Raw genomic sequence first — 12,800 nt, forward strand, 5'->3', positions numbered from 1 at the left:
GACTCAGCAATAAATCCTCTCACTTTTTGAAAATTCATTTCACATCATGAAAAATAATAATTAAGCCGTTGAAAAACAAAGACTTAATTTAAGTTATATGTCTTATATAAGACTTGAAGATCGGCGCGAATCGGCCTACTATTTAGTCATGCAGTTTGCTTCGACAAGACGTTGTGGCGCACTCGGCGATTTTCTCAAACATAGCTTTTCTTTTTAGGAGATTCACATGTCCCAATATCAAGACGACATCAAAGCTGTTGCTGGTTTGAAAGACCAACAAGGCAGCGCATGGAACGCCATCAATCCCGAGTCCGCCGCCCGCATGCGCGCCCAGAACAAATTCAAGACCGGCCTGGACATCGCCAAGTACACGGCGAAGATCATGCGTAACGACATGGCTGCCTACGATGCGGACCCATCCAAGTACACCCAGTCGCTCGGCTGCTGGCACGGTTTCATCGGTCAACAGAAGATGATCTCGATCAAGAAGCACTTCAACAGCACCGACCGCCGCTACCTCTACCTGTCCGGCTGGATGGTGGCCGCCCTGCGCTCCGAGTTCGGCCCGCTGCCGGACCAGTCGATGCATGAAAAAACCGCCGTCTCGGCGCTGATCAAGGAACTCTACACATTCCTGCGCCAGGCCGATGCCCGCGAACTGGGCGGCCTGTTCCGCCAGCTGGACGCGGCACAAGGTGCTGAAAAGCAAGCCATCCAGGCCAAGATCGACGGCCACGTCACCCACGTCGTGCCCATCATCGCCGACATCGACGCCGGTTTCGGCAATGCCGAAGCAACGTACCTGCTGGCGAAACAGTTCATCGAAGCGGGCGCCTGCTGCATCCAGATCGAAAACCAGGTGTCCGACGAGAAACAATGCGGCCATCAGGACGGTAAAGTCACGGTGCCGCACGAAGACTTCCTGGCCAAGATCCGCGCCATCCGCTACGCCTTCCTGGAACTGGGCGTGGACGACGGCATCATCGTCGCCCGTACCGATTCGCTGGGCGCCGGCCTGACCAAGCAGATCGCCGTGACGAATGAGCCAGGCGACCTGGGCGACCAATACAATTCCTTCCTCGACTGCGAAGAAGTGTCTGCCGACGCGCTGGGCAATGGCGACGTCATCATCAAGCGCGAAGGCAAGCTGCTGCGTCCAAAACGCCTGCCAAGCAACCTGTTCCAGTTCCGCGCCGGTTCCGGCGAAGAGCGTTGCGTCCTCGATTGCATCACCTCGCTGCAAAACGGCGCCGACCTGCTGTGGATCGAAACGGAAAAACCGCATATCGCGCAAATCGGCGGCATGGTCAGCGAAATCCGCAAGGTCATCCCGAACGCCAAGCTGGTGTACAACAACAGCCCATCGTTCAACTGGACCCTGAACTTCCGCCAGCAGGTCTACGACGCGATGAAAGCGGCAGGCAAAGATGTGTCCGCCTACGACCGTGCCCAGCTGATGAGCGTGGAATACGACCAGACGGAACTGGCATTGGCGGCCGACGAAAAGATCCGCACCTTCCAGGCCGACTCGGCCCGCGAAGCCGGCATCTTCCACCACCTGATCACCCTGCCGACCTACCACACGGCCGCCTTGTCGACCGACAACCTGGCCAAGGAATACTTCGGCGACCAGGGCATGCTGGGCTACGTGGCCGGCGTGCAGCGCAAGGAAATCCGCCAAGGCATCGCCTGCGTGAAACATCAAAACATGTCCGGCTCGGACATCGGCGACGATCACAAGGATTACTTCAGCGGCGAAGCGGCGCTGAAAGCTGCCGGCAAAGACAACACCATGAACCAGTTCTGAGCTTTTGGCTTGACTGTAGAGTGACAAGGCCCGCTTCGGCGGGCTTTTTTGCGTCTGGCCCGCCAGCAGGCGGCAGTTGCGTAGGTCGGCTTAGCGGAACGCGTAAGCCGACATGCACAGGCGCAGGCACTGATTGGTGGCTTGCTTGTTGCGTGCGAATAGCCCGCTTCCTCAAGCTTTTTCTGCATTTTGAACCCTGGTATCGCAGCGATTATGCTGAAATACACACTCAATTAAATCACAGGGAGCGGCCATGTATATCCCCGTTGTCATTTTCAAAGATGAGGCTAGCGTGTACGGTGTAAACGTCCCCGACATCAAAGGCGTCCACTCGTGGGGCGATAGTGTTGAAGACGCGCTCAACAACGTCCGGGTAGCCATCACCAGTCACATCGAGACACTGCTGGAGCTGGACGAACCCGTGGAAATCACGCAAAGCAAGATCGAAGCCCTGCAGGCCAATCCCGAGCATGCGGGCGGCATCTGGGCATTGGTCCACCTCGACCTTGAGAAACTCGATAGCAAACCCGAACGCATCAACATCAGCCTGCCACGCTTTGTGTTGAGCAAGATCGACCGCTATGCGGCGGCGCGGCACAAGACGCGCAGCGGCCTGCTGTCGCGTGCGGCGCTCAGCTTGATCGAGGCCGAAGCCAAGAACGGCGGTGCGCGGTGATGTAAGCGCCGGACTCGGCACCCCGCCTCACAGGCCATCAGGCTTTGCGGTCTGCGATTCACCCAGCAGTACCGCTGATACCAACTCACTTACCGGCAATCGATATCGATCTCGTTCTGCCCGGCCTTGCGGCCTTTCCTGTAGGTGAACTCGCACAGGCTGACACTGTCGTCCATCCTCCGCGACAGCGTGACTTCGCCATGCACGCTATAACTGCATTGCAGCCACTTGCCGTCTGGGCAGGGGCCTTCCAGCCGGTAGCTGAGCGTCGTTCCCCCTTGCTTCGTGCTCTCCCCGCTGGGCACGAGCTGCCCCCTGCGCGCTGGCGCGCCGTCGATCGGCGCCGCGGCGCTCAAGTAAAGCGGGCTGCCGATATACGGCGTCCAGCCGGCCGGCACGGCGTTCAGGCTGATCGACGCCTCGGGCACGCTCTCCGGGCAAGCGTGGGCGGCGGGCATCGCAGCCTGCGTGAGCATAGGGAATAAGCAACAGGCGGCGCCGGTCAACCAACGTTGATGTTGCATGGACACTCCCTTATTCGATGACGAAAAAAGCGTCGGCATTATTGCTGGGGTCGATATGCAAGCCATTCTTGTACGGGCCTTTGGCACGCAAGGTGCGCGAAGTCACGATGCCCGGGCGCTTGCCCGCCCACTGGTCCATGACGAGGATACCGTCCAGCGTCTGTCCCATATACAGGGCCGCGTGATTGCCTTGTTGATGATTCGCATACTTGCCGTTGACGAATATGGCAATGGCCGTGCCATTGCGCAGCAAACGGTTCCCCAGCACTGCCTCGCCCTGCTTCCAGGCCAATGTGGCTGGCGCGCCCGCGTAGTGGCGGACCAGCGCGACGCATTGGTGGTTGCCAACCATGGTGGTTTTTTCCAGGTCGGCGACTTTGGTGCAGGCATAGGGCACGGGACTCTCCGGGGGGGAGAAGCTTACGATACATGCGGGAAACTGTGCGGGGTTTGAGATGGGATAAGGTTTGCGGGGGAATCACAGTGGTGGCAGCGTCCGTGAATTACGCATCCCGCGTCGCTGTGCAGTACATGGGTTGTACAGGACTTCGGTAAGCCGCATATCGTCGACAAAACAGATTATGTATTTGCGCGTACCTTGCTCCCGAAGATATGGCTGTAGTGTCACGCTCGAGCAGACTCAGCACGACATGCTTATGGCCGGGACTTTAACATAACAAAATAGTCAGGTGACTCTTCAGGATCACATTGTGCCAACCGCCTCTTTTCCGCCGGCTTGCGAGCTGGTTCACAACTTGGATCATAAAGCTGACCCGGCCCCAGCACCTGCGCCCATAATTCCTTCTTTCTTTCAGAAATCTGCGTACCAAAAAGCTGTGCGGCTTGTTGATAATTAAGGTGAATATCAACGTCTCGAATCTGATCATCTATCACTGGGCGTGCAATCACCCTGATTTCCTCATTTGTGGCTGGATTGATAATCCTCAGCCTTTTCCATGCATAGTCTGCACCTATTGGTACATTGACATAAAACCGACGTGGCTGATCTGGACCTATTTTGGGAACGCCTGCCCATAGCTTGAGGCCCAGACGTTCAAAGGGAGCCTCCGTTCGCTCCGCCCGTCTCCGTAGTTCGGCGACAGATGGAGCTGCGTCAATTTTTTCCTGCATTTTCTGCGTTCTCTCAAGTATCCCCAACTTCAACTCATTCTTGTCGAGTTTTACTAGCTCGCTCAGAGCACGAGGCAAATCAGTATCAGAAATAGGATATATCTGATGTCTCTTCAGTGCAGCCACTGCCTCTAGCTTTTGCTGCCCCTCCAGCAGATCCTTGATAGATTGTTCCGCTGGTAATTGATAAATGGCGAAAGCTGACAAAGCAAGCATTCCAAACGCCACCACCATGAACGCAGCAAATGCCAGTTTGAGTTTAAGTGCCCTTCCGTGCAGAAGCTGTGTAGCAATCTCAAATCGCCGCGCCAGAGGTAATTTGTCCACATTGACACGAAGCACCTCCAGCACGCCTTCGAGCAATATGCGCCTGTCAGATTCTTTGGCGCTATTGATTAGTACCTCAGTACGTTTAAGCTGGGTGACATAAACCCATGCCACAACGGCAGCAAGGAATGCTACGAGCGTCAGAGGCGAACTCACATAGGTTATCGCTTTCCATACATCCATGGCTGCACCCGTTCCTTGTTGTTATGTGTTCGAACCTCGGCATCCTCAACGATGACATCAAGAAGGCCCTCCCACATCACAAACAGGGATAGATCACCGACGTCTACCCCACATAACTAAAATAGAATTCTTCTTGTAAATAAGGGGAATGGCAATGAGTACTGCTACGTGGGCGCAGCACAATTCATACACTGAAAGGTATGCTCAACACCCACGGCAAGGTATGTGATAGGTCAATAGAAACGGACTTACCTAATTCAACAACCCATGCTTCATGCGGCCTGGACCGATGTTGCAGAGAGCAGCGCCTCTCCTCCGAGCTGCCGAGTTCGACCAATATTGCATGAGAAAACAGGCATGAATATCCCCCCCTGTCATTTTTAAAGATGCTGCCAGCGTGTACGCATCGTCCAAGCGCGTGCCTGCCCGATCTCAATGATGGGAGGCAGCCGATTGATGTCAGTGCTTCAACTGCCGCCAACAGAACGCGCCGCAAAGTATCGTGCCGGGGAGTTGCCGAAGGAACGGCGAAACATGGCGATGAAGTTGCTCGGTGAGGCATAGCCCAGCGTGTCGGCAACATGCGTGACCGAGTCTCCACGCGCCAGCATTTCCAGGGCGTGCGTGAGTTGCGCCTGCTGGCGCCATTGGGCAAAGCTCAGGCCTGTTTCAGCCTGCATCTGACGGCGCAGCGTTCGAGCCGACATCGCGCCCCAATCTGCCCAAGCTTCCAATGTTCGAATCGAACCGGGATCGTCCAGGATCGCCCGAGCGATGCGCTCCAGCCGAGCATTTGTCGGCATTGGCAAGTGCAGCGACTCATGCGGCGCGCGACGGATTTCGTCAAGGATGACGGTAACGATGTGCTCTTGGTCCAGTGCCAGCTGAGCGGACTGGTCCCATTCGGCGGCCCGGCGCACCAATGCGCGCAACACCTCGGTGATGCCGATCACGCAAGGCTGGCTCGGCAAGCACGCACTGGATTTCGGCGTGATGAACACGCTCCAGCCGGCAACAGCACCGCTGACACGTACTTGATGCGGTACCCCTGGCGGCATCCAGCCGGCCCGGTTCGGCGGGAGCAACCACGATCCTTGAGCTGTCCGCACATGGATGAGCCCAGCTTCTACGCAGAACACCTGCCCTCGATGGTGGTGATGCAAACCGTACTCGCGTGTTCCGAGGCGGTACTCGCTGGCCTGATCGTCATTCCCCAACAACGCGATCAGACGAGGGCCATCCGACCACTCGCTGAAGTCGTCTTCCGGTTGCTCATGCTCAGGATTCAGTTTGGCCATTTATCACCATTTTAAGTCCATTTACCGTTATATGACTTTTCATACTGTTCAGCATACTTGGCTCCTACCAAACTTTTAGGCGGCAGTTGCCGCCGTCTTCGTGCTGAAAGGTCAACAAATGTCTATATCTTCCGTACCGGCGATGCCGCCACCGCTGCTGCGCAGTGGCGTATCGACCTGGATTGCTACCTTCGTCGCCTGCGTGTGTGCCTTCATGGTCGTGGTGGACGGTGCCATCGTGAACGTCGCGCTACCGGCGATGCGCGATGACCTGGGTCTGTCACCTGTCCAATTGCAGTGGGTAGTCGACATCTACCTGCTGTTGCTGGGTGGCCTCATGTTGCTCGCTGCACGCGCCAGCGACATCTATGGGCGCCGGCGCCTTCTGTTGTGGGGTTTGACGCTGTTCACTGGAGCCAGCCTGGCAGGTGGCTTTGCGACTTCCGGGAGCATGCTGCTGGCATCGCGCGCAATGCAGGGTTTGGGCGCGTCGGTACTGGCGACCTCACCGCTGGCAGTCATCGTCGCCGCCCATCCCAAGGGGTCGAGTCAGGAACGAGCGATCGGCCTGTGGGCGGCCTGCGCCGCGATGGGCTCCGCCTTTGGCGTGGTCATTGGCGGCTTGCTGACGAGCCTAGCCAGCTGGCGCTGGGTGATGTTCGTCAACATACCTGTCGGTATCGTCCTGGCTGCGGTTGTTGCCGGCTGTCTGCAACCACAGCTCACGGACGACGCCCGGGCGAAGCTCGATGTTCTGGGAGCGTCCACTGTCACCCTGGCGTTGGCCTCGTTTCTCTATGCGATCTCAGAATCGGTACATGCCGGTTGGACATCCAGTACCGTGCTCAGTGCCTTGGCTACCGCGCTGATCATGTTCGTCGCCTTCATCGCAGCTGAATGCCGTTCGGCCCAGCCCCTGATCAATTTCGAAATATTTCGCCTGCGAAACGTAACGATCGGAATGGCTATGGTGTTGAGCCTCGGCGCGGTTCTCACGGTGTCGATGTTCTTTCTGTCGCAGGCGCTGCAGCGGATCGACGGGCGCAGTCCGCTCGACACCGGACTGGCTTTACTGCCAATGGCTTCGGCACTGGCTATCGCATCGATCGCATCACGCTATTTGCGGGACGCTGGCTTTAAACATTTGCCCTTCATTGGCAGCCTCGTGTCGGCAACAGGGCTGATCTGGCTCAATTGGCTACCTGTTCACCCATTGCAGGTCAGCGAATTTCTGCTGCCTACATTGCTGGTCGGCGCTGGCAACGGCTTGGTGATGATGAGTGCCACGCAAGCAGTTCTTGCAGGCGTTCCACGGAAAGACTCGGGTCTTGCAGCAGGACTACAGAACACTGCACGCCAGTTGGGTGGCGCAGTGGGCATAGCAGTACTCGGTGCAGTCGCCCATTCAGTAATGGCGACGCAATTGGCCACCGGGCAACTCCCCCAGGCGGCCGAACTTGCGGGTTACCGGTTCGCATTCTTGATAGCAGGCATCGTCAGCGTTGTCTCGGCAGTTGCGTCGCTCATGCTGAAGCAGGAGCCCGCATCACCAGAGTAGCGAGGAATTTCTTGGCGGCAGATACCGTGCAGGGTCTGCCCCATATACAGGGCCGCGTGATTGCCTTGTTGCTGATTCGCACACTCGCCGAATGTGGCAATGGCCGTGCCCTTGCGGAGCAAACGATTTCCCCGCACTGCCTCGTCCTGCTTCCAGGCCAGGGTAGCTGGAGCGCCCGCGTAATGACTGACCAGCGCGACGCATTGACGGTTGCCGACCATGGCGGTTTTTTCCAGGTCGGCGACTTTGGTGTAGGTGTAGGACATGGGACTCTCCTGGCTTTGTGGGAGAGGCTTGCGATACATGGGGGAAAACTGTGCGGGGTTTGAGATGGGATAAGGTTTGCGGGGAATAAGGCTTACTCAAATTTGGTTGCGCATCTGTAATCGAATGAATACAGTTATCTCAGAAGGGGGTCACAAAAACCAAGCACTTCAGAACTGGTTATCCCAGATTAAGGACGACAAGACCCCAGCACATTGTCCGCCTGGAAAACGGGCTGGGTGACGTGAAGGCAGTTGGTGGTGGCGTGCGTGGATTGCGCATTGATGTAGGGCCAGGTTGGCGTGTCTACTTCATTGAGGTTGAAGGCTACGTGATTGTGTTGCTCGTGGGCGGCAACAAGAGCACCCAGGCTGGCGGTATCAAGAAGGCCAGGCAAATGGTCAACGATTTGAAGAAGTCTGCCGCAGAGAAAACCGTCGCCAAACGGAAAAATAATAGCGCCCGAAACAATACAGGAGGTGCATCATGACTGAGCACAACATCACGCTGTCCGACCTCGAAGGGCTGGATCTGGAAGACTTCGACCCAGCGGAAGACATCATCAGCGATGAAGCCGCCGCCGTCTACATCACGCAAGCGCTGGCAAGCAACGACGCCGCCATATTTGCCGCCGCCATTGGCGATATGGCGCGTGCGCGCGGCATGACCGAAATCGCCAAGGCGGCGGGCTTGGGGCGCGAGAGTCTGTACAAGGCACTGCGCCCGAATAGTCAGCCGCGCATGGAAACCATGACACGCGTACTCGGTGCGCTTGGGGTGAGGCTGGTGGCGGAGGTTGTTGGGTCTGGGAAGGGGGATACGGCTTCGGCCGATAGCGTTGCAATGACTAGTCTGCCGGACAAGCCTGTTGCGAAAAAGGCAGAGGCTGGGAAACAGCGTTCGCGGGGCAAGACGACTTTGGCCTAGCCGGCGACAGCGAAGCCCACAGTTGCCAAGGCCGCGCGAGAGGGGGATTCGAATCATGGCTGAAAACGCGCATGGGTAGCCGATTTCGACGGATATTAACTTGAAGATTGCCCTCAACGATGCCCTTAACAAAAAGTTGCCTACGCCACCACGAATTAATGCAAAAAAACATCCATTCGAGCAAAGGATTGAAAATCCTTGTGTCGGTGGTTCGATCCGCCCCGGGCCACCAAGAATGCTTCAAAAAGAACGCCAACCGTAAGCCCTGTCTCACAAGAGGCAGAATGGTACGGTCCTCGTTTCGATAGCAATTGTCGCTAGAAATCCCCAAAACCAGTCCTTGCAAAATTGGACACACGCCCATAAATTTAGGAGGTCGGTCCTACTACACCCGGCAGCATGTAAGAGAGCAGCAACCTCCAACCTAAAAAATTGGAGGATTACTTGAACAAAATTAATCGCTTGAAGCGGGTCACTGACTCGGTTCTGAAGCATGCCTACAGCAACACCACGATCTACTTAACCATGATTGGAGCATTGTTTAACGAAGACTACGCCACCGCGCTTGCCTGCCTGAAGGCTGTCATCCTCCGAACTGTATTCGGGGCCGCCATTAATCGCATCAAACGACAGAAGGATTTCGATGAAAAACCAAAGACCTAGCACTGCCACCCGTTAAGCTTTTCATGCTCGGAGGTTGAACCTCCAAACCACTGCGCGGCTTAGACAGCGGCACAGAGCGGTAGTGTAGTTAGGGTATTTAGCAATCGACGTGACCTATGATAAATCCACTGTTACCTATGAGAATCGGCAATGATGACCGGCACGAAGTTGTGTGGGCAGAATTGACTCATTGGTTATCACTTTACGAAAATCTCGTCCAGCGTCAACAATACGTTAATGTCGAGGTGAAGGATTCGCCATTTGTTAGTAGCGTACTATTTGTACTGCTTCGTCGACTTGCAGAACTGAGAACGCAAGGCCAGCCGCCTCAGCAGCATATTTTTCTTTGCCCGAAGATTCGTCCAGTACCTAAGCTTGGCCCCAGCGCGCGCGGTCCGCCGTGAATCGTGAAAAACCCAGAGGTTGATCTGCTTACCCTTCAATTTCAAGCTTAATCCTCTGGTCGTTCAAACTCGCCCCCGCAGGTAAGGCATTTGTCCCATTCTGTACTGATCACGTTACCATTGCAGTCAGCGTCAGTACATTCAGTTCGCTCGACATTCTCGGTTTGGTTGCAAATAAAGCAATGCAACTCTTTGCAAGTCGGCGATTTGGTCAAAAGCGTTGCGGAGCGAGACTGAAAACCATCTTCAGCGCAAGTAGAAAAAGTACAGTTCGAACATAGATATGCGCGACGTTTTTTATCAAAGCCAAAATTCTGCAGCACTGACTTTGGTGTCAATAGGTCTTTGATAGCATTAAATTCACGTACAACGCTTACCTCTACGCCCTCTGCAGTCCACAGGTGAGACGCAGACGAATCGGATAGAGCCTCACGCCGAGCATCTACCCATCTGATGGCTGGCATCAGTGAGTTGTAAATTGTTAGTATTTCGTCTACAAGCATCGTAGCGTTCACCTTTAAGTCAGGATTCACGGAGTGCATAATAGAATTGCGCCGTATACTCAGGGCTTCGAAACTTGTCGCGAAATCCTTGTCAAGTGGGGTAGCAGCGCAACCATCATGCAAGCGCACGATATCTTGAGCGTCAACAGTTCGAAACTGCGAGAACGCAATATTGCCATCGGGACCCGGTTTCGGCCATTCTCGCGGGGCATTTAAGATCAATAGAAGAGGGCTTACATCAGCGATTCGACCCTTTAGCAGGAATTCTGCGCCCTGATGCGCAATCGCTAAAGCTGTGGAAAGTTTTGTATTCGACAACTGCCAATAAGCGTCTTCTTCTTCAACATCGATCCAGTCTTTGGCATCCTGTAACTGTGTGAGCAGAACTGCCACGATGTCCCAGGACTGATCCAATAATGCGCACCCAATTGCATCGAAGTCGCTCTTTGTCGGGATATCCTTGATCATCTACACCGCCTTAGTATGTTGCCAATCACTTCCCAACTGAAAAAGCGTTGGGAAGGAATGGTGAAGCGAAAGAAAAAAGCGTTTTCCCTACTCCAAACTACTACGCCAAAATTGAGTAGTGCAAAACGGAAAAACGATTTAAATTCAATTACTTAGAGATTGCTCAAAATCCTGGCAAAGAGGGGGGATTACTATCATGAACGAATCCATTGTGGCGCATAATTATCGGCTATGTTCAGGTTGCCGCATACCCCAAAACATACCCTCAGCGGCGCCGAGACCTTCCGTATTTCACTTTATAAAATTCTAGGTCAAGTCATGTTTCGATATATAAATTCTCGGTTTAAGATTAAAACTTTTCACTAATTTCCGCCAAGCTTCTATTGCCAATAAAAACTGAACTGAATTTATATCCGTAATTTTTTCAACATTGCCTTCAAATACGAACCACAATCCTGCAGAAACCAACTTATGTTCAAAATCAACAGATTTCCTCATTATTAACTCAACCGAGTCTTTTGATTGTTCGATATTATAAATAAGATCATGATTAGCTTCTGATATTTTAACGGAAATTATTTCATTTTCTTTATATAGGTCAGCAATTTCAACCTTATATTTCTGCTTTCCCTCGCTCAATGACCGTATTTGTGTAAGTTGCCGATCCAGCAATTCATAACCATGGTCAGTACATAGTTTTTTATTGAAATAACTTTCTCGATATACCAACTTATCATCAACATCTTCTTTTTCTAAAATCTTCCTTTCCTTATCGGCCTTCCACGCAAGGTAATCTTTTTCGCTCAGATCAACCATTTTAACTAACTCGATGCTCTCAAGCGAGCGCTTAAGATAATCCATGAATATTTGATTGAACTTATACCACTCTCCATTTCGGAGGAAGTAGTATGAATTATCATGGAATATAGGAAGATCTAGGACCTCCTTGAGTCCTTTTGTAAAACTTCCAAGTTCATCATTCTGAAACTGGACTCGAATTGAATTAACATCAACAATATCCCTGTTTTCCTCAAGGAATTCACGAATGGCCGAAATTTCCAACGTGTTTCCGATATTTTTCTTATGATATTTATCTTGACCTGGATTCTTGGCTGACAGTCTATATTCATAGTCGTGAAAGCTAAAGCAAATCGCTACTCCGTGAACAGAAAATTCTTCAACATTTACCTTCCCCTGTTCATCCCTTAGACATGCAAGCAGCAAACCATCTAAATCATACCCCAATTCATTTTCCACCTGTTCAAGTTTTGGCAACTGAATTATTTCGTCCTTAACAGAATGAGCATCAATCTGTTCGAAAACAGATGATAGATTCGACGGATGAATGTCCATATCCATTTGTATGGAATCAGCAAAAATTATATTTTTCTTTCCCCATATTTCCTTATCCGACGCTTTGAGTTTTAAATGGTCTACTGACTCCCCTGGCTCATAACTATCTTTTTGAAATTTCTCGTACGAAGAAACATCTTGTCGTTTGGAACCCGCGAAATATCGACTTTTCTTTAAAAGAATAGTATTTTCGTCAGCCATACGAACTGCTAAATTTATGCCGAAATCCGAACTAATGAACTTAGATAAGTAGAAGTGAGCTTTACCTAAACTGACGGCATATATTCTTTCCTCGTTCTTAGTATCTGAGCAAAGCAGGACGCCAAAATAAAAATAATTTTTAGGTTCTTCTAGTCCATCTTTGAAAAAATCACGGTATGTTTGCCACCACCAAATAGGATTCCCCTCCACCTTTTCAGAAAAGTAAAATTTCATTTCGTATTCTTTAGACTGCAATGTCTTCTGCTCGAAAAGGCCGACCATTTCCAACTTTTGTTTTAGATCATTTAATCGTTCATGACGAATCTTGTATATGTTGTAGGTATTGTGCATAACGACCCTCTCGATTCGCATGATTCCAAAAAAAATTAACAGATGTGATCAGGATAGCATCTTGCCCAGTAGAAAAATACATAAAGTGTCACCGCGAAACGATGCTTGCAACAAAAAATGGCCAATACTTGTCCACCGTCCGCCGCTCAACTGTTCCGAAAT

14 protein-coding genes are annotated in these 12,800 nt (G+C 52.5%); 7 read left to right on the forward strand and 7 right to left on the reverse strand.

All coding sequences use genetic code 11. The features are described from left to right. The first annotated feature begins 226 nt into the window (after positions 1 to 226). Positions 227 to 1,807, forward strand: a complete 1,581-nt coding sequence (locus OX462_RS22555; RefSeq protein ID WP_409027099.1) for an isocitrate lyase — start codon at positions 227 to 229, stop codon at positions 1,805 to 1,807. Between the two features lie 253 nt (positions 1,808 to 2,060). Beyond that, positions 2,061 to 2,483 carry a type II toxin-antitoxin system HicB family antitoxin gene (locus tag OX462_RS22560; RefSeq protein WP_409027100.1) on the forward strand — a complete coding sequence of 141 codons (423 nt, stop codon included), beginning with the start codon at positions 2,061 to 2,063 and terminating at the stop codon, positions 2,481 to 2,483. 89 nt (positions 2,484 to 2,572) lie between these two features. On the opposite strand, the gene OX462_RS22565 is transcribed toward OX462_RS22560, so the two are convergent. From OX462_RS22565 to OX462_RS22580, 4 genes are all read right to left on the reverse strand, one after another. Further along, positions 2,573 to 3,007, reverse strand: coding sequence for an STY0301 family protein (locus tag OX462_RS22565; protein WP_409027101.1), 435 nt, complete (start codon positions 3,005 to 3,007; stop codon positions 2,573 to 2,575). A gap of 10 nt (positions 3,008 to 3,017) precedes the next feature. Further along, a complete protein-coding gene (locus OX462_RS22570; RefSeq protein WP_409027102.1) occupies positions 3,018 to 3,404 on the reverse strand; it encodes a BPSL0067 family protein in 387 nt (128 codons plus the stop codon). A 257-nt stretch (positions 3,405 to 3,661) separates the two neighbouring features. Further along, the gene (locus OX462_RS22575; protein ID WP_070291185.1) at positions 3,662 to 4,648 is read right to left on the reverse strand and encodes a hypothetical protein; all 987 of its coding nucleotides are present in this window, start codon (positions 4,646 to 4,648) and stop codon (positions 3,662 to 3,664) included. Between the two features lie 467 nt (positions 4,649 to 5,115). Continuing rightward, the gene (locus tag OX462_RS22580) at positions 5,116 to 5,946 is read right to left on the reverse strand and encodes an AraC family transcriptional regulator (RefSeq protein WP_409027103.1); all 831 of its coding nucleotides are present in this window, start codon (positions 5,944 to 5,946) and stop codon (positions 5,116 to 5,118) included. Between the two features lie 118 nt (positions 5,947 to 6,064). Here OX462_RS22580 and OX462_RS22585 point away from each other — a divergent pair, with 118 nt between their 5' ends. Beyond that, positions 6,065 to 7,504 carry an MFS transporter gene (locus tag OX462_RS22585; RefSeq protein WP_409027104.1) on the forward strand — a complete coding sequence of 480 codons (1,440 nt, stop codon included), beginning with the start codon at positions 6,065 to 6,067 and terminating at the stop codon, positions 7,502 to 7,504. Here the strand turns inward: OX462_RS22585 and OX462_RS22590 are convergent. Next, positions 7,411 to 7,770 carry a BPSL0067 family protein gene (locus tag OX462_RS22590; protein ID WP_409027105.1) on the reverse strand — a complete coding sequence of 120 codons (360 nt, stop codon included), beginning with the start codon at positions 7,768 to 7,770 and terminating at the stop codon, positions 7,411 to 7,413. The two genes, OX462_RS22585 and OX462_RS22590, sit on opposite strands and share 94 nt — an antisense overlap. A gap of 212 nt (positions 7,771 to 7,982) precedes the next feature. Between OX462_RS22590 and OX462_RS22595 the strand changes: the two genes are divergently transcribed. From OX462_RS22595 to OX462_RS22610, 4 genes are all read left to right on the forward strand, one after another. Then, a complete protein-coding gene (locus tag OX462_RS22595; RefSeq protein ID WP_409028774.1) occupies positions 7,983 to 8,258 on the forward strand; it encodes a type II toxin-antitoxin system RelE/ParE family toxin in 276 nt (91 codons plus the stop codon). Next, a complete protein-coding gene (locus OX462_RS22600) occupies positions 8,255 to 8,695 on the forward strand; it encodes an addiction module antidote protein (protein WP_409027106.1) in 441 nt (146 codons plus the stop codon). Before OX462_RS22595 ends, OX462_RS22600 begins: the two co-directional genes overlap by 4 nt. A gap of 100 nt (positions 8,696 to 8,795) precedes the next feature. Further along, positions 8,796 to 8,957 (forward strand): hypothetical protein, encoded by a 162-nt coding sequence (locus OX462_RS22605; RefSeq protein WP_409027107.1) that lies wholly within the window; start codon positions 8,796 to 8,798, stop codon positions 8,955 to 8,957. A 182-nt stretch (positions 8,958 to 9,139) separates the two neighbouring features. Further along, positions 9,140 to 9,358, forward strand: coding sequence for a hypothetical protein (locus OX462_RS22610; protein WP_409027108.1), 219 nt, complete (start codon positions 9,140 to 9,142; stop codon positions 9,356 to 9,358). 451 nt (positions 9,359 to 9,809) lie between these two features. Here the strand turns inward: OX462_RS22610 and OX462_RS22615 are convergent, their stop codons facing one another. Both OX462_RS22615 and OX462_RS22620 read right to left on the reverse strand, forming a co-directional pair. Next, complete coding sequence (locus tag OX462_RS22615) at positions 9,810 to 10,733, reverse strand: hypothetical protein (protein ID WP_409027109.1); 924 nt, start codon at positions 10,731 to 10,733, stop codon at positions 9,810 to 9,812. 306 nt (positions 10,734 to 11,039) lie between these two features. After that, positions 11,040 to 12,638: a DUF6119 family protein gene (locus OX462_RS22620; RefSeq protein WP_409027110.1), complete on the reverse strand. Its 1,599-nt coding sequence runs from the start codon at positions 12,636 to 12,638 to the stop codon at positions 11,040 to 11,042. Between the last annotated feature and the right edge of the window lie 162 nt (positions 12,639 to 12,800).

This window comes from Janthinobacterium aestuarii, assembly GCF_046113285.1.
GTDB lineage: Bacteria > Pseudomonadota > Gammaproteobacteria > Burkholderiales > Burkholderiaceae_D > Janthinobacterium.